The following is a 17,580-nucleotide window of genomic DNA, read 5'->3' as shown; positions in this document are numbered from 1 at the left end:
AGTAGACTGCTTTTCGATATCAGTATTCTAGTTGTGTGATTACAAGCTAAATAACGGCTGCAAAGCACTCTAATTGAGGAGGACTGACATGTAGCTCTTTTGAAGATGGGCCGCCCGCATTTGCATGCGCTTTACGAAAAGCTTCAGATTTGGTCCATGCGCGAAATGCTTCTTCCGACTCCTAAACTGCACGTGATGAGATCAAGGTGTATTCTTCGGTAGTTTCGCCTTGCAGTAAATTAAACGATTTAAATCCTAGTACCTCGCTTAGAAAGGAATCGCGATTCTTCCAGATCTCGATAAAGTCTTTCTCACAACACAGTTTGATTTTGAAGCGGTTCATTGCGATGTACACGTTTGTACTCCTAAGCTATTTATTAAGGACAAAGACTACGCCTTGTTATTGGTTGAGGTGAAGTTCTTTTTGAAGTTTGTTGGTGAGGTTTAAAGAGGCTAAGCGATGTGACTCGCTGAGATAATAACGCAGCTCTTCTTCATTTTGACGGTCGGTGCATTGAATCCACTTCGTTCCTCGATTCGCAAAATAGGGAGCAGGTCGGTAACCACCTTTGTGCTGTATAAATTGAAAATCTAGTTCGGAAGTCTCAAATGAAAAGGTAGGCGTTTTGTTTGCCCCATTCCAACCTCCGATTGCGAAAAGTTCTAAACATGAGCGCCTCCCCATTGCATACCATAGTTCGTGCAGGGTAGATTGGCGCAAAATCGATTGAACTGGTTGTAGGTCATATGGGTATTTGGATCTCGCAGCCTTATTTTTCTTTCTGAACCAAAATACTAATCAAGGCTAGGAGGGCGGACCCTAACATCAGAAACAACGACACAGCGTTTAAGACTGGTGTCGATCCTTCTTTAAGTCTGTCATACATCGCGATAGTTAAGGGGGCATCAGAGCCGACTAGCATGAGTGTTGTATTGAAATTTTCAAAAGACATCAAGAACGCGACAACGCCTGCGCCGAGCATGGCTGGCCTGAGGTAGGGTAAGGTAATAGTACGTAATACTTCAAAGCGACTTGCGCCTAGATTGTAGGCGGCTTCCTCAAGTGATCTATCAAACTTTTTCAGCCGAGCCGAAATAACTAAGGTCGCAATCGTAGTTATAAAGGCGAATTGGCCAAGCACTACGAGTAATAGCCCTGGTCTAAGGAACTCAAGATCCCACCCAATATGATCTTCAACTCCGTTAGCAAGCGTGTTTGAAAATACGAGAATAGAGATGCCGAGAATGACGCCCGGAATAACCAGAGGCAGCAACAACAATATGTATGCGAATTGTTTGAAGCGAAACTCATAACGTTCAAATAAAAAGGCATTGCTTGTGCCGATCGCAATGCTCAGTCCAGTCACACAGCATGCAACAAAGAATGAAACGCCAATGCCGTTCATTAGGCTACGATCATGAAATAAGCCTAATTTAGGTTGGGTATCGTTAATAAACCAATCCCATGTAAAGCCTTTCCATGGTAGTGACGGAAACAGGGAGTCGTTAAAGGCAAAGCTCGCGACGACCACTAATGGCGCAATGAGGTAAACAAAAAATAGGAAGATATAGAGCTGATAGCTCCAGTTGTAGCGATTTGATCTGGGTATAGTAGGAAGCATATAAAGTCCTTAGCTTTTCGCTACTGTCGAAGCGAGCGTTTGTCCGGATAGCTTCAAACCAAGCCACACGATGGTGGATGAAACGATAAGTAATAAAAAACCAAAGGCAGCGCCGAGCTCCCAATTAAATCGGGTAATAAACTGGGTATAGATCTGACCGGTAAACCACATACTCGATTTACCTCCGAGTAGAATTGGTGTGAGGTAATTACCGAGCGTTAGCATAAATACGACAATGCAGCCGGATATTATGCCCGGCATTGAATGTGGGATAACGATCTCTTTCAGGATAGAAAGCTTACTGCCGCCAAGGTCATAACCCGCTTCAATTAAGCTGTCATCTAAACTATCTAAAGTGCTTACCAACGGCACCACCATAAATAACATGGAGGTGTAAATTAAGCCCATCATCACGGTGACATCGTTGTATAAAAATTCGATTGGACCGTCGATCAGTCCAAGCCACTGCAGAGAGGAGGAGATAACTCCAGTTTCTCTGAGAAGGATCATCCAACCAAAGGTGCGCACTAATTCGCTAACCCAAAACGGCAACAGGCAGAGTAAAAATAAGATGCTTTTGGTTTTTCCACGCAACATCTTAGCTATGTAATACGCTACGGGAAAAGCAATAATTAGTGTAAGCACTGTGGCAAGTATCGACATAAATGCCGTTCTCGCTAAGGTATTCCAATAGAACGGCTCAGTAAAAAATTCTGCATAGTTTGCCAAGCTTGTTTCATAGGTTCGAGGGGCAACTTTTTCTCTAATCGATAAGAAGAACATATCGATATGAGGGATGATCACAAGTAAGCCTAGCCAAAGTAAAAAAGGACTAAGCAGGAGTATCAGGGTGAGTCGTGTCTGGCTTGAGTTCATTTTATCTTTCCTAAAACGCTCAAGCTTGGTTCGTAAATACTTTGGCGATATCTGCTCGCCAGCTTAATGATAGTTTGTCGCCTGCCTTAAGATCTGAAAACTCACCTGTCTGAGGTAGGGAAACAATAATCTCTTCCGCATCGTTGTTGGTCATGATTGCGCGGCTCTTAGCACCGTCGAACAATACACTCTTTACAGATGCCTGGAGTTGATTATCCGCTGTAGTTTGCTCTTGTCCCAATGTGATGGATTCGGGACGAAGATAGATATTCACTGTTTGTCCGATTTCAAGATTGCTTGTCGTTTGGGTTTGAATCGATAAACCGCTCGTGGTGGTTAGTGTGGTGCGTTGAGAATCTTGTACGCTGACTGTAGCCTCCCAATGGTTACTTTCTCCAACAAAGTCGGCGACAAAGGGCGTTTGTGGTTCATAGTAAAGTTCTTGGGGCGTACCGACTTGTTCAAAGCGACCATGATTCATGACCGCAACTTGATCAGACATAACAAGCGCCTCTGACTGGTCATGCGTGATGTACACAAAGGTGGTATCAAACTGGCTTTGTAGTTGTTTTAGTTCAACCTTCATATGCTCGCGAAGTTTTAGATCGAGTGCTCCGAGCGGTTCATCAAGAAGAAGTACGGAGGGGTTGAGAATCATACAGCGTGCAATGGCAATACGTTGTTTTTGCCCGCCAGATAATTGATCAATACGTTTACTTCCTGCGTCTGGCAAACCAATACGCTCTAATGAATCTTTTACACGCTGATCAATCTCGGCTTTCGCCACTTTTCTGCGGCGAAGACCGTAAGCAATATTTTCTGCAACACTCATCATCGGGAACAGCGCTAAGTGCTGAAAAACGAGATTGACAGGGCGTTTGTTAGGCGGTGTCGAAAGGACAGATTTGCCTTTAATTTTTATGTCGCCCGAGGTCGGCTCGTAAAACCCTGCGATCATTCGTAATAGCGTGGTTTTCCCGCAGCCAGATGGGCCAAGAATTGAAAAGAAGGAACCTTTGGGTATGGAAAAAGATACATCGTCAACGGCAGTAAATTTATCAAATTGCTTTACTAAGTGTTGGCATTCTAAATCGCAGGACATTCGGGCGTTCCACTACATAAAAAGAGAACGTCGAGGTCTTTCGACCTCGACTCATTGCTTAAAATAATAGTCGTCGTAGTGACTATTTAGCGGCGTTGATTCTATCGAGGGCTTTACCTTCCATCGTTTCTAAACCAGCAGGTACGGTCGGGTACCATTTAATATTATCGATGTCAGCTTGGCTGAACGATGCTTTGAAGCGTTTTTGTAACTCGGGGTCTACTTCAACATCACCACCTTTAGATGCTGTGAAGTTACCTGCCACGTTCGTGATCATACTTGCGATTTTTGGTTGCATTACAAAGTTGATCCACTTGTATGCCGCGTCTTCTGCTTTGGTTTTACGTGGCAGCACAAAGGTATCGATCCAGCCGAGTGCACCAGAAGTTGGTGCAACGAAAGTAACGTTAGGTAGCTCTTTGTTTAGCTTCCAACCGCCTGTATCCCACGCCATTGCTGCAGTCGCTTCTCCAGAGCGGAGGAGATTCATGAGTGCATCACCTCCAGACCAGTACGTTTTAACATTGGCTTTACAAGAGATGAGCTTGTCAGTGACTTGATTGATGATGTCTTGGTATTTAGCTGTGTCGCCATATGCAGCAAATGGATCTAAGCCCATAGAGAAAGCAAAGCCAATCAGGGTAGGGCGCTTCAAACGATAAGAAACTTTACCCGCAACATCCGCGCTACATAGGTCCGCATAGTCTTTAACGCTTGCTGCCATTTTTGTATCAAGAACTAAGCCGCTAGTACCCCAAATATGCGGCACACCGTATACATCTCCGTCGAACATCGTGGTATTTTTTGTCGCTTCGAGCATGGAATCGATAAACAAGCTATTGTCGATTTTGCTCAAGTCAATCGGCTTGTAGATATCAAACTCCGCTTGCGCACCTGAAATACGATCTTGGCTTGGTTGCGCAAGGTCGAAACCAGATCCACCTGTCGCACGCAGTTTAGAAATCATATCTTCGTTGTTTGACTTAGTTACCTCAACGTCAATGCCAGTTTCGGCTTTAAATTGTGCGATAACTTCATCTGGAGCATATCCGCCCCAAGTTAAGAGCCGAAGCGTTTCCGCACTTGCGAATTGCGACGCTCCAAGCAAGATGGCTGCAGATACTGCACCAGTGGTAAGTTTCTTTATTGCTTTCATTCTGGATATTACCCCTTTTTATCGTATTGATTGCAGCCTCAATCGGTTGCTAGTAAAGACGACGCATCCGTGTTGGGAGGTTTCCCTATACAGCATAAGACACAAATGAAGCGTCGTGCCGAACTATAGTCGATAACATAGACAGTTTTGTGACAGCGAAAATGCGGTGATAAAACTATTTGGAAAAGATTATTACTTGTGGAGTTCGTGACTATTGGTAGTTTAATTCATCTGAATAAATACATTAAAGGAGGTATCTTTTGGAGTATGTCTAGGCAGGGACAAAAAAGGGGTATTAAGAGTCGCCACTATGGCTCTTAATTTGGTAATGGCCGTACTTAATGAAACTAATTTTTTGGGCTTTGAATTCATTGCTTGTGCTGTCCATATATTGGATTACGACTCACCGCCTGAGCCGGGGAAGAATAAATCAGCAAGAATTAATTTTCTTGATCATAAAGTGGCTGGACTGCTTATTTAATTTATCTTCTTCCGTACAATCGTGCAGTGCGAAGCAGCAGTGAATCAAGCGATAGCAGTGATTTCGATAGTCTAAGTAGTCATCAGCAATGAGTTCTTTCCATTGGCTAAATATATTTTCTAGCAAGGGGATTTCGGATGATATTTGCATGCTTATAAGCTCTTAAGTGCGTCTTTAATTTCATGTTTAAAATCGGTGGCGTCACATACCCATACGCTTGTATCAGCACCTGGGAACACACCAATTTCTATCTTTGCTTGATCTAGCTCTTCAGCAAGGTCATCAATAAACGTATCAACAGGAATCGCGATGGCCGTTACCTCTTGATCAAACTCAGAAATAGCAACGGCAGCTTCTTTACTCGGCCACATTGGAAGGTAGCTAAACGCGTCTTCTTCATAGTTGATCGTAATAAAGTCTTGCTGAGCATTAATTAATACCCAAAGCTGTTTATGCTCTAATATTTGTTCGATGGTGTAATCGTAGCGATCTTCAGGTTCCATCGCGCTAAGTTGTTCGAGGCTTTGTTTAGTCATGTTTTTTCCAATTTTCCCAAGGCGAAGGGGATGGGGTGTTAAAAGTAGACAAATAAAGCTGTTCTACTTTAGTACGAGCCCATGGCGTGCGACGCAAGAATTTTAGCGATGATTTAATCGATGGATCTTTCTTGAAGCAATTGATACTGACGCGGCTCGCTAATCCATCCCAACCATAATGCTCATAAAGTTTTTCTACAATCGTAGCCAGCGTGATGCCATGAAGAGGATTGTTTGGTTGTTCCTGACTCATGTGAGTGTCGTTTTCCTTTTGTTGAATGCAAAACACTATAGCTAAAAACAGCCGGTTCGTTGAAATTGCCTAGATTCTAAGTGGCGTAGAGGTCTTGCGGCAAGTGATGCATGAAATCGCTTATGCAAGAGGGAATTAGCATAGTTAACTAAGTGCTTGTATTCCTTTAGCGTCTAAACAGCATTTCTTTAAGTAAAAGTGATCTAAACAAGTGAATCTGATTGCGACTATCTTTATGTACTGTAAGAACGGAGCCCAGCGGAGGAGCTAACTATGTTGCTTTCACATATGTTTGGATTGGCCACTCACCCTACTAGAGAGTGGCAAGAAATCAAAAAAGAGCATTCCATGCCGACAAGGATCTTTGTCGCGTACACCTGCATATTGGCCGCCATCGGGCCTCTGTGTGCTTATTATTCTACCACTGTAGTTGGTTGGACAATCGGTGATGGGGCCGTCACGAAGTTGACCGCAGACAGCGCATTCCTCTTGTGCGGGTTAACATATCTAACGATGCTGCTGGGAGTATTTTTTATTGGCTACATGATCGACTGGATGGCTCAGACCTACGGAGCTGAGCATGACGAGCAAGCTGCAAACGGAATTGCACTCATGGCATACGCATGCACGCCTCTGTTTTTAGGTGGTTTTTCGCTGTTATATCCTGTCTTTTGGGTCAACGCCTTAGTATTTGTATTTGCTGCCGCATGCGCAGGGGTTCTTCTACACAAGGGTCTTCCGATCGTGATGCGTATTTCAGAAGATAGAGCGTTTTTCTTCGAAGGGGCGATTCTCGCAGTCGCGCTCGTTTATCTTGTCTCAACGCGTGTCGCAACGGTAATTATTTGGTCGTTGGGTATAGGGCCAGAATTTATTGGCGGATAATAGGTAGAGACTAAATCGAGCCGCAAATGCTCTCATGAGATTTGCGGCTTTTTTATACCTAAGATTCGTAGCCGGCATTGTTTTAAACAATATATTGTTGTTTGTTATTAAAAATGCCTATATATTGTGTTTTGCATTGGTTCACATCTACTAAATAGACACGTAAGAATGTCTCTGAATTAGTTGTGCTAAGAGAGAATCTGGTGAAAATCCAGAACTGACGCGCAGCGGTAATTGGGAACGAAAGCGACATAATGCGAAGCAAGATAGCTACACGCATTAGGCACTGGAACGTAAAATTCTGGGAAGTCGTCGCTGTAGGATAATCGTTAGATTTAACACACGCCCATAAGTCCGAAGACCTGCCAAAGCAACCCATTTATCACAAGATAAATGGGCTTTCATACCTTCGCGACTATAGGGTGATCGAAAGACAGCATTATTGGCAATGGCAGCTTTATTGGTTGTCTCACTGTGTGTGCTGTTCATATAGATTTTTATGGCGAAGGGTTATTGGTCTAGTTGACCGAAACGCGATGAGAATTAATTATGACAACTCCAAATGCACTCTCTGATCCTAATATCAAACCAGTCTCAAACACTTCTAATTTCCAGCTTAAAGTGATCAAGCGCGATGGGACTCTCGATTCATATAATAGTGACAAAATAGCAGTCGCAATCACCAAAGCAATATTGGCCGCAGAGGATCATGATCATGCGGATGCAAGCCACGTTAAGCAGCTTGCCGATCAGATTGTAAGTGGTATTCATGGTCGCTTTGAAAAGCAATATCCATCTGGCGGCTCGATCAATATCGAGGATATACAAGATCAAGTTGAGCTAGGCTTGATGCGTCAAGGGATGCAGAAAGTTGCACGGGCTTATGTTTTGTACCGTGAGGAGCACGCTCAGCAGCGTAAAGATCAACAGCCTAGCGAAGAGGCACATCCTCGCTTCAAAATGCAACGCAATGATGGCTCTGAGGCGCCATTAAACATTGGTCGTATTCGCGCTTTGATTTCTCAGGTGTGCAGAGGCCTTGAAGGCGTTGATGCAGATCATTTATTAGATTTGAGCTATCGCAACCTGTATCACGGCATTAAAGAGGAAGATATTGGTACAGCGCTTATTATGGCTGCGCGACCTTTGATCGAGTCAGAGCCGAATTATTCGTTTGTTAGTGCAAGGTTGTTGTTGGATTCGTTAATGAGCGAGGTGGGTAAGGCATTGAATGTTTACTTGCCTGCTGCGATAGAAGATGCGAGTAATGCGTATGCTGAAATATTCGAAGCGGGCATCCGTTTTGGCATTCAAGAAGAGCTTATCGATTCTAAGTTAGATTCCTTCAATATAGAGATGCTTGCCGATGCGCTCAAACCAGAGCGTGACAACCAGTTTACCTATTTAGGGTTACAGACTTTATACGATCGTTACTTTATTCATCATGAAGAAACGCGTATTGAATTGCCGCAAACCTTTTTTATGCGAGTCGCAATGGGGCTCGCGCTAAATGAGGATGACCCTACAGCGCGTGCAATTGAATTTTATGACCTCTTGTCATCGTTTGATTATATGAGCTCAACCCCCACCTTGTTCAATTCCGGAACGTTAAGACCTCAACTATCATCGTGCTATCTGACCACTGTTCCAGATGACTTGAGCGGTATATATGACGCTTTGCGTGACAATGCCTTGCTCTCAAAATGGGCAGGTGGATTGGGTAATGATTGGACTAATGTTCGCTCGCTAGGCGCGCACATCAAGGGAACTAATGGCCAGTCTCAGGGGGTCGTGCCGTTCCTTAAAGTTGTAAATGACACGGCTGTTGCAGTGAACCAAGGCGGTAAACGCAAAGGAGCCGTTTGTGCATACTTGGAAAGCTGGCATTTAGATATCGAAGACTTTCTCGATCTTAGAAAAAATACAGGGGATGAGAGACGTCGCACACACGATATGAACACCGCTAATTGGATTCCAGATCTTTTTATGAAGCGCGTGTTTGAGGAGCAAGATTGGACCTTGTTTTCTCCTAATGATGTTCCAGACCTGCACGACTTAACTGGTCAGGCATTTGAAAAGCGTTATGAAGAATATGAGCGTAAAGCTGAAATCGGGGAGATTAAACTCTCTAAGCGTATTCCCGCATTAGATCTATGGCGTAAAATGCTCTCGATGCTATTCGAAACTGGGCATCCATGGATTACTTTCAAAGATCCTTGCAACATTCGTTCGCCGCAGCAACACGTTGGCGTAGTGCATTCTTCCAATCTCTGCACGGAGATTACGCTCAATACCAGTGAAGATGAAATCGCCGTGTGCAATCTTGGTTCTATCAACCTTGTGAATCACATTCAGGACGGCGAGTTGGATAGAGAACGTCTCCAAAAGACGATCCGAACTGCTATCCGAATGCTTGATAATGTGGTCGACATTAATTACTACGCATGTCCACAGGCCGAAGCATCTAATTTACGACATCGTCCTATCGGCCTCGGTTTAATGGGTTTTCAGGATGCTTTATATAAACTGGGTATTCCTTACTCGAGTGCTGAAGCTGTTTATTTTGCTGATCAATCTATGGAGCTTATTTCGTACTATGCACTAGAAACTTCGAGTGCATTAGCAAAGGAACGTGGAGCCTATGAAAGTTTTGAAGGCTCACTATGGGATCAGGGCATTCTTCCTATCGACTCGCTTTATAAACTCAGCCAAGAGCGCGGCGAGCGTTATACCGTTTGTGATTACAGTCAAACCTTAGATTGGGATGGCCTGCGTCAGAAGATTAAAAAGGAGGGAATACGCAACTCAAATGTGATGGCTATCGCGCCAACCGCTACGATCTCCAACATTATTGGTGTGTCGCAATCGATTGAACCGACCTATCAAAATCTATTTGTTAAATCCAACCTGTCCGGTGAATTTACGGTTGTGAATCCATGGCTTGTTGAGGCGCTCAAACGTGAAAATCTTTGGGATGCAGCGATGGTCAATGATCTTAAATATTTCGATGGCAGTGTTAAGAAAATTGATCGTATTCCAGAGAACATCAAGGCACTGTATTCAACTGCTTTCGAGATAGAACCGCATTGGTTAGTGGAAGCGGCAGCACGTCGTCAGAAATGGATTGATCAAGCACAGAGCGTGAATCTTTATATGTCGGAACCCTCAGGTAAAAAGCTGGACAACCTCTACAAAACGGCGTGGAGCCGCGGTTTAAAAACGACCTATTACTTACGTTCGCTGGGTGCAACGCACACTGAGAAAAACAGCACGCCAGTTGATCAAGGGGTTGCTGAGCAAACTTCGACGGTAGTTGGAAGTGCTAGCCAAAACGAAGTTCAGGGAAGCTTATCAAATCACAATCCGCAGACTACTCAGAAAGCGGGAAATGATTTTGAGTTGGCGAAAGGGCAAGAAGCGCCAAAGATGTGTTCAATTCTCGAACCCGACTGCGAAGCTTGCCAATAAGTTTGAGCGCATTGAAACCGAATTATATTTGAGGACCGACTATGTCATTCACGAACAAAAAAACAAGTACAGCAACGCCAAATTGGGATGACCCGCTTGCAGCGGCAATCCCTTCACAGGCACAACCAAGTATCGTCACGAACATCGCAGATCATGCGAAAGAAGAGGAGTTCGTACTCGAAGCGCTTCCTCCCGTGCGTATGGAAGATAAGCGCGTTGTAAATGGCGAAGCTGATGTGAACCAACTCGCGCCATTCAAGTATCCTTGGGCTTGGCAATATTTCTTGAACGCTAACAAAAATCACTGGACGCCTTTAGACGTAAATATGTCGCAAGATGTTCATGACTATCACCATAAACTTACGGTCGAAGAGCGCCATGTTTTTGAGAACGTACTCGCGTATCTGACAACCTCAGATATCTTAGCGATGCGGAATATTGGCCTTGCGGTCATGGAGAAAATGAGCGCGCCAGAACTACAAATTTATCAAGCACGTCAGGTGTTTGAAGAGGCGATGCATACATGGACGTATCAGCACTGTATCGAAACCATTGGTTTGGATCAGAGTGAGATATACAACCGCTACCGTGTTGTTCCTGAAATCTACAGCAAGATTCGACTCGCAAATCGCCGCTTAAATGCAGTGTTGACGACAGAGATGGATCTTAAAAATCGTGATGATCTCGAACAGTTTATGCTCTCATATACCTTCTTTGCTGGCGTATTCGAAGGGTGTTGGTTCTATAACGGATTTAGCCCGATTTTTGCACTTCAACGACGTGGCTTAATGAAAGGCACGGCAGAGCAGTTGCAGTACATTATGCGAGACGAAGTAATGCACGCGGCGTTTGGTATTAAGGTGGTTAAACAGATTATGGTGGAAGAGAACATTTCTCTTGATCCAAAAGCTGTGAAACTAATGTGGGAAGAGTCTGAAGCGGCGGAAAAAGCCTATGCGGGTTATTTACTTCGAGATCCGATTTTGGGCTATACAGCAGAGGACCACGTTGAGCAATTCAGGTTTATTGCGAATCGAAGAGCGAAACAGTTAAAACTTGAGCAGCCATTTCCTGGTGCTCAAAACGCCTTACCTTGGTTGGATGAGCAAGCTGCCTTGCGTAAAGAGAAGAACTTCTTTGAAACGCGTGTCACTGAATATCAAACCGGCGCTTCATTATCGTGGTAGCGAATCATTAGAAGGCTGCTTAAGCGATTAATAGCAGATAAACTTAGTTGAATTTCGCAACAAGTTTATCTGCTACTAAAGATTTGCTAATTCTTCTTGTAGATCTTTTTTGAGAATATTTGGCTCTGTGACCCATATAGTCGAGTCTGTGCCAGGAAATACTCCAATCTCTAGTCCATCTTTTTCTAGACCGACGACCCATTTATTAAAGAAATCTGGAAGAGATATACTCAAGGCTTCAAGCTCTGATTCATTTTTTGCGTAGGCCAGAGCTAATTCTTCGGTCGGCCAAATCGGCAAGTACTCAAAATTTTCATCTTCAGAAAATATCTTTAGAAATTGCTTATCATTGTTCACGAGAATCCAGATCTCACGTTCCTCAACCACATAGCTTATGGTGAAGTCATAGCGACCTTCGCTATCCATTTCATAGATTGCTTGCATATTCTCTTGATCCATCTTTTAACTCTCTTTGCGATATACTTTTTAGCGAAGCGAACAAACGCTCGATACGTTTTAAATTTAAGTGGGATTATACGGCTTAGGCGACCATCTGCATCGCTATCCAAACCGCTTTTAAGGCAGGTTTCTTTTTGCCTTCAATTTCAATCGTGACATCCATTTTAAACATATAACGTCCCGGTGCTTTTTCTTCTGCATGTGTTAGCTTTGCTTGCGCACGAATACGACTACCTACTTTTACGGGATGTATAAAGCGTACTTTGTCGAATCCATAGTTCACACCCATGAAAGTACCCTCGATCATGTATGCAAAGCGTTGCGCGAAGTGCGGCAGCATCGATAGCGATAACAAACCATGAGCGATGGTCGATCCGAAAGGTGTGTTTTTCGCTTTCTCCTCATCAACGTGAATGAATTGGTGGTCGAGAGTGCAGTCAGCGAATTGATTGATTTGTTCTTGTGTTACGGTGAACCAGTCTGTCGGTGACATTTCTATACCGATGTAGTTATTCAGGTCTTCTTTTCTTATTACTTTCATCAACCGTCTCTGTATATTTTTACTGGTTTAGTTGCGGCGCGGTTAAGTCCAATATCTTAAATTGAGTGGTTTGAATCACCGTGTCAATGCTACAAAGATTGTCAGGACTGGTTATTTAATGATCTAATCCGAGCGATTCATCGTGATTTTCGAACAATAAAAAGCAAATACGGAGAATATCGTGATGGAGAGTCAGTTCAGCAGTATTAAGTATTATTCTTTGGGAGTTTTACTCCTGATTTTGTCAGTGATGGTTTCTAGCGCAAAAGCAGATGAAGCGCGTTTCTTTAATAAATTTGAGTGGCATGAAGTTAACGACGGCATCAACACAGGTTGGGAGCCATGGGCGGGGTTGGCCGCTGTCAGCTTGCGTGGAAATTTTTATGTTATTGGTGGTCGGATACCCAAACAGTTTCCTTTAGCGTTTGGCGATAGCGAATTTCGTAATGATGTCTGGAAGAGTGGCGATGCAGGCCAGACATGGTTGCCTGCTTCGCTAGATGGAGAGGCGCCTTGGGCCGCGCGCGCTGACTTTCAAGCTGTAACGAAAGGGCGTTACATGTATGTGATCGGGGGCCAAGATTCGACGGCAGTGCCGAATGATTGTCCACCAAGTGATGGAGGTCAGCCACTGTTTGATATTCCTAGCGATGGTGGATTCCCAAGTGACGGTGGGTTCCCTGGTGATGGTGCCAGCGGGCCTCCTGCGTTTCCATGTTTCCCTTTTAAACTGGCTTCAAACTTTTTCAACGACGTTTGGCGTAGTAAAGACGGCGCAAATTGGCAGCTCATGACAAATGATGCTGCTTGGTCTAAGCGTGCAGGCTTAAGCCCGGTATCGCACCGTGGCTACATCTATGTAATGGGTGGATCGTTTAATGATGATTTGTCGATTATTGTTCAAGCGGATCCTTAGCGTATCTACTACAACGATGTATACCGTTCAAGAGACGGCCGAAATTGGGAATTGATGACGGATTCCGCGCCTTGGACTCCACGTGCTGGAGGCATTGTTGTCAGCAAAGGCAAGTACATGTATATGCTTGGTGGAGAGGATGGCTTTACATGTGATTCGGGCGATCGTTGTCCGCCATATTACAACGATGTCTGGCGTAGTAAGAATGGTAAGCACTGGGAGTTTTTAACTGCTGACGCAGGTTGGGCTCCACGGCCGGGACATCAGTGCGAGGTACTCTTTGGTAGTTTTGTATGCTTTGGTGGCTTTGGTTTGAGTACTAATCCGCAGGACCCATTTGCAGCGGCTAATCCTATCGATGTTTGGGTGAGCAAAAATGGCCGAACGTGGAAACAGCTCTCAGGTCCGGCTGGACAACCTTGGAATACGCAGTTACCAGAAGATATTAAGTATGATCTAGCGGCATTTCCTGTGTATTTTGCGAATGGAAGGTTCCAGCCGAGTATCTTTACATTTGGTGGTGATCGAGAAACCTTTGATCCGTTCGATCCCATTGGATTTACGAAAGTCGATAATGATGTTTGGCAGTTCCGATATGACTGGGATTGGTGGAGACGATAGTACGTATGCAGAGGTCGCTGAAAAGCGGCCTTTTTTGTTTACAGGAAGTATTGGCTTAACCAATAACACACGATACCTATTTGCGCGCAAAAGCATAGAAAACGACACTGCACGATGATGTTACTTGATGAAGCTGCATGAAGAAGCGACTGTGCAATGCGCGCGGCTAACAAATATAGCGCGAGGCTGTTGGTGATTTCTTGGCTTGCTGTAGAGATAGAAAAGAGAAGAGTTCCACCTAGGAAGGGAAATGACTCATAGCAATTCGCATGGGCTCGACTGAGTCTTTCCATCAAGGGGGATATGTCGGCACCACTCAATGAGAAGCTGTTCACTGCTTTACCTGTTTTTACAACGACTATTGTTCGGTATATCTCAATTGCAATAACTAGAAATATAAACCAGCTGATAAATCCGAGAAGCGCGAGTTCTGTTTGTGTCATTACAAAGTCCTTGAATAAAAGAGCCAATGTAATGAGTGTCGCTCAAAAGTGGAGGGAAATAAATTACGTGAGAGGTAATATTTTTGAGTTTGAGTTTGAGCTTTAATGGCTGGGGTCAGAGTGAAAGCACTCTGACCCCAATCTAGGCCTACAAAATTTGAGAGCTAGACTAGTCGTTTAACTTCTTCGCGAGAATTTCGTTAAACAGTTTCGGGTTACCTTGACCTTTAGACGCTTTCATTAATGGGCCCATAAAGCTTCCCATCAATTTCTTACGTTTCTTTTCGTCGGCTGCTTTGTACTGCGCGATTTGATCAGCCATACCTGCAAGCACTTCATCAACCATTGCTTCAAGAGCACCCGTATCAGACACCTGCTTCAAGCCTTCTGCATCGATGATTTGATCCACGTCTGAACATTTTTGGCTCCATAGTTTCTCAAATACTTTCTTAGCGCCCGAAGAAGAAACGGTGTTGTCCTTCACGCGTAGCACTAATTGACCTAATGCTTCACCAGAAATAGGTGCATTGGCTGCGCTAACATCATCTGCGTTTAAGCGAGCACTGAATTCACCCATTACCCAGTTAGCAGAAAGTTTTGCATCGCCTGAGAGGTTTGCTGAAGTCTCGAATAGAGATGCTAAACCAGCATCTGCCGAGAGAATGCCAGCGTCGTAATCACTTAGTGAGAACTCAGATACAAAACGCTCTTTGCGCGCAGCGGGCAATTCTGGCATTTGAGCACGAACTTCTTCGATGTACTCATCCGTCAACACCACTGGCAGGAGGTCGGGGCACGGGAAGTAACGGTAGTCGTTTGCTTCCTCTTTGCTTCGCATAGAACGTGCAACATGTTTGTCGCCATCGTACAAGCGTGTTTCTTGAACGATTTCTCCACCTTCCTCAAGCACATCGATTTGACGTTCAACTTCGAGAGCAATCGCTTGTTCCATAAAGCGGAAAGAGTTGAGGTTTTTGGTTTCAGTTCGCGTGCCAAATTCCTCTTGGCCTTTTAGACGCACAGAGATGTTAACGTCAAAACGCATTGAACCTTGCGACATTTCACCATCACAAATTCCAAGTGAAGTCACAATGCTGTGCAGTGTTTTAGCAAATTCTACCGCTTCTTCCGCATTGCGCATGTCCGGTTCACTCACGATTTCGATCAATGGCGTTCCAGCACGGTTCAAATCGATGCCTGACATGCCATCGTAGTCTTCGTGTAGTGATTTACCCGCATCTTCTTCAAGGTGTGCATGGTGAATGCGGATGTTCTTCTTGCTGCCATCTTTCAGTGTGATTTCAACAACACCTGCACCAACGATTGGCGCATCAAGCTGAGTCGTTTGATAGCCTTTCGGAAGGTCAGGGTAGAAGTAGTTTTTACGCTCAAATACACTGCGCTTGCAGATGTCGGCATCGATCGCTAAACCGAACATGGTTGCATAGCGGAAAGCCTGCTCGTTTGGCACAGGTAATGTACCAGGTAGTGCTAAATCAACTGCGCTTGCCTGTGTGTTTGGCTCTGCACCAAAGGCAGTTGATGAGCCTGAAAAAATCTTTGATTTAGTAGCGAGCTGAACGTGTACTTCAAGCCCGATGACGGTTTCCCATTCCATAGTTGTCTCCTCGGCTTAAGCGCTTAGCTCGGTTAGTGAATTTTCAGGACGTTGTTTGTGCCATTCCGTTTCTTGCTGGAAGGCATAACCAACGTTGAGCATGCGTGCTTCGTCGAAGTAGTCTCCGAGCAATTGAATACCACAAGGAAGGCCGTCTACTGTGCCGGCCGGTAGAGACATTGCCGGAATGCCTGCAAGGTTTGCCGTGATGGTATAAACGTCTTCTAGGTACATTTGTACGGGGTCGTCGCCTTTCTCGCCAAAACCAAAAGCAGGTGATGGCGTAGTTGGGCCGAGAATAAAATCGACGTCTTTGAATGCATTTTCAAAGTCGTTCTTGATCAGGCGGCGAACTTGCATTGCTTTGTTGTAGTAAGCGTCGTAGTAACCGGCTGAAAGCGCATATGTGCCAACCATAATACGGCGTTTTACCTCATCGCCAAAACCTTCAGAACGACTGCGTAAGTACATATCCATTAAGTCATTCGGCTCTTCACAGCGGTAGCCATAACGGACGCCATCAAAACGGCTTAGGTTAGCGGAGGCTTCTGCTGGAGCAATGACGTAATACGCTGGTACACCAAGCTGGCTGTTAGGAAGCGAAACTTCTTTAAACTCAACGCCTTTGCCTTTAAGAACTTCAATCGCTTCATCGAGTACTTTTGCGATTTCAGGATTGAGGTGCTCGTTAAAGTACTCTTTTGGAAGACCAATTTTCAGACCGCTCAAATCACCAGATAGAGCCGCCAAGTAGTCTGGCACTTCTTTGTCGATACTAGTTGAGTCTTTTGCGTCATGACCCGCCATAACTTGCAGCATTGCCGCACAGTCTTCAGCAGTTTTTGCCATTGGGCCACCTTGATCAAGGCTCGATGCGAAAGCAATCATGCCGTAACGTGAAACGCGCCCGTATGTTGGCTTTACTCCAGTTAGACCACAAAAGGCTGCCGGCTGACGGATCGAGCCGCCGGTATCTGTGCCTGTTGCAACGGGTGCCAAGCGCGCGGCTACTGCTGCAGCTGAGCCGCCAGATGAACCGCCGGGAACGAGGTGTTTGTCACCGCTCCACGGGTTAATCACTTTTCCGTAGTAGCTGCTCTCATTCGTTGAGCCCATCGCGAACTCATCCATGTTGGTTTTACCCAAACAAACCGCGCCTGCATCGATGAAGTTTTGAACGACTGTCGCGTTGTAAGGTGGTTCGAAGTTATGAAGCATTTTTGAACCACAGGTAGTTAGGGTGCCTTCCGTACAAAAGATGTCTTTGTGTGCGAAGGGAATGCCCGTCCATAAACCGGTATCGCCAGCGGCGATTTTCTCGTCAGCAGCTGCTGCATCAGCAAGTGCTTGTTCTTTTGAGACGGTAATATAACTATTGATTTTGCTGTCTAGTTTTTCGATGCGATCAAGATAGGC

The 17,580-nt window shown here is 44.7% G+C and carries 16 protein-coding genes, 1 pseudogene and 1 riboswitch; of the genes and pseudogenes, 5 read left to right on the top strand and 12 right to left on the bottom strand.

Annotation, left to right across the window (positions count from 1 at the left end; all coding sequences use genetic code 11):
• Nucleotides 1-46 precede the first annotated feature (46 nt).
• The 7 genes and pseudogenes from A3762_RS09880 to A3762_RS09845 form a co-directional block, all read right to left on the bottom strand.
• Nucleotides 47-355 (bottom strand): annotated as a pseudogene (locus A3762_RS09880) (antibiotic biosynthesis monooxygenase).
• A gap of 415 nt (nucleotides 356-770) precedes the next feature.
• On the bottom strand, nucleotides 771-1,622 hold the full coding sequence (locus A3762_RS09870) for an ABC transporter permease (RefSeq protein WP_068476128.1): 852 nt from the start codon (nucleotides 1,620-1,622) through the stop codon (nucleotides 771-773).
• 9 nt (nucleotides 1,623-1,631) lie between these two features.
• A complete protein-coding gene (locus A3762_RS09865; RefSeq protein ID WP_068476127.1) occupies nucleotides 1,632-2,498 on the bottom strand; it encodes an ABC transporter permease in 867 nt (288 codons plus the stop codon).
• A gap of 19 nt (nucleotides 2,499-2,517) precedes the next feature.
• Nucleotides 2,518-3,600 carry an ABC transporter ATP-binding protein gene (locus A3762_RS09860; protein WP_068476126.1) on the bottom strand — a complete coding sequence of 361 codons (1,083 nt, stop codon included), beginning with the start codon at nucleotides 3,598-3,600 and terminating at the stop codon, nucleotides 2,518-2,520.
• An 82-nt stretch (nucleotides 3,601-3,682) separates the two neighbouring features.
• Nucleotides 3,683-4,756, bottom strand: coding sequence for an extracellular solute-binding protein (locus A3762_RS09855; RefSeq protein WP_068476125.1), 1,074 nt, complete (start codon nucleotides 4,754-4,756; stop codon nucleotides 3,683-3,685).
• 633 nt (nucleotides 4,757-5,389) lie between these two features.
• Nucleotides 5,390-5,773, bottom strand: a complete 384-nt coding sequence (locus A3762_RS09850; RefSeq protein WP_068755224.1) for a DUF2750 domain-containing protein — start codon at nucleotides 5,771-5,773, stop codon at nucleotides 5,390-5,392.
• Nucleotides 5,766-6,026 carry a VF530 family DNA-binding protein gene (locus A3762_RS09845; RefSeq protein ID WP_068476123.1) on the bottom strand — a complete coding sequence of 87 codons (261 nt, stop codon included), beginning with the start codon at nucleotides 6,024-6,026 and terminating at the stop codon, nucleotides 5,766-5,768. The genes A3762_RS09850 and A3762_RS09845 overlap by 8 nt, the downstream gene beginning before the upstream one ends.
• Nucleotides 6,027-6,299: 273 nt before the next feature.
• Here A3762_RS09845 and A3762_RS09840 point away from each other — a divergent pair, with 273 nt between their 5' ends.
• The 3 genes from A3762_RS09840 (at nucleotide 6,300) to A3762_RS09830 (ending at nucleotide 11,566) form a co-directional block, all read left to right on the top strand.
• Nucleotides 6,300-6,911, top strand: a complete 612-nt coding sequence (locus A3762_RS09840) for a Yip1 family protein (RefSeq protein WP_068474695.1) — start codon at nucleotides 6,300-6,302, stop codon at nucleotides 6,909-6,911.
• Nucleotides 6,912-7,074: 163 nt separating this feature from the next.
• Nucleotides 7,075-7,296: riboswitch (cobalamin riboswitch) on the top strand.
• Nucleotides 7,297-7,460: 164 nt separating this feature from the next.
• Entirely contained in the window at nucleotides 7,461-10,379 is a 2,919-nt protein-coding gene (locus tag A3762_RS09835; protein ID WP_068755222.1) for a ribonucleoside-diphosphate reductase subunit alpha, read from the top strand.
• A gap of 41 nt (nucleotides 10,380-10,420) precedes the next feature.
• On the top strand, nucleotides 10,421-11,566 hold the full coding sequence (locus A3762_RS09830) for a ribonucleotide-diphosphate reductase subunit beta (protein ID WP_068476121.1): 1,146 nt from the start codon (nucleotides 10,421-10,423) through the stop codon (nucleotides 11,564-11,566).
• 75 nt (nucleotides 11,567-11,641) lie between these two features.
• On the opposite strand, the gene A3762_RS09825 is transcribed toward A3762_RS09830, so the two are convergent.
• Together A3762_RS09825 and A3762_RS09820 are read right to left on the bottom strand one after the other, a co-directional pair.
• Nucleotides 11,642-12,025 (bottom strand): DUF2750 domain-containing protein, encoded by a 384-nt coding sequence (locus A3762_RS09825; RefSeq protein ID WP_068755220.1) that lies wholly within the window; start codon nucleotides 12,023-12,025, stop codon nucleotides 11,642-11,644.
• Between the two features lie 82 nt (nucleotides 12,026-12,107).
• Complete coding sequence (locus A3762_RS09820) at nucleotides 12,108-12,566, bottom strand: MaoC family dehydratase (RefSeq protein ID WP_068755218.1); 459 nt, start codon at nucleotides 12,564-12,566, stop codon at nucleotides 12,108-12,110.
• A gap of 181 nt (nucleotides 12,567-12,747) precedes the next feature.
• On the opposite strand from A3762_RS09820, the gene A3762_RS09815 reads away from it, so the two are divergent.
• Nucleotides 12,748-13,482, top strand: a complete 735-nt coding sequence (locus tag A3762_RS09815; RefSeq protein WP_156493367.1) for a hypothetical protein — start codon at nucleotides 12,748-12,750, stop codon at nucleotides 13,480-13,482.
• A gap of 54 nt (nucleotides 13,483-13,536) precedes the next feature.
• The gene (locus tag A3762_RS09810) at nucleotides 13,537-14,103 is read left to right on the top strand and encodes a hypothetical protein (RefSeq protein WP_068755215.1); all 567 of its coding nucleotides are present in this window, start codon (nucleotides 13,537-13,539) and stop codon (nucleotides 14,101-14,103) included.
• A 38-nt stretch (nucleotides 14,104-14,141) separates the two neighbouring features.
• Here the strand turns inward: A3762_RS09810 and A3762_RS09805 are convergent, their stop codons facing one another.
• From A3762_RS09805 to gatA, 3 genes are all read right to left on the bottom strand, one after another.
• Nucleotides 14,142-14,546: an MAPEG family protein gene (locus A3762_RS09805; protein ID WP_068476116.1), complete on the bottom strand. Its 405-nt coding sequence runs from the start codon at nucleotides 14,544-14,546 to the stop codon at nucleotides 14,142-14,144.
• 169 nt (nucleotides 14,547-14,715) lie between these two features.
• Complete coding sequence (gatB, locus tag A3762_RS09800; RefSeq protein ID WP_068755213.1) at nucleotides 14,716-16,164, bottom strand: Asp-tRNA(Asn)/Glu-tRNA(Gln) amidotransferase subunit GatB; 1,449 nt, start codon at nucleotides 16,162-16,164, stop codon at nucleotides 14,716-14,718.
• A gap of 15 nt (nucleotides 16,165-16,179) precedes the next feature.
• A partial coding sequence (gene gatA, locus A3762_RS09795; protein ID WP_068755211.1) for an Asp-tRNA(Asn)/Glu-tRNA(Gln) amidotransferase subunit GatA occupies nucleotides 16,180-17,580 on the bottom strand: 1,401 nt, incomplete at its 5' end.

It is taken from the genome of Oleiphilus sp. HI0125 (assembly GCF_001635355.1).
The sequence above is the reverse complement of the archived record's forward strand: the minus strand, read 5'-3'. Positions and strand labels throughout refer to the sequence as shown.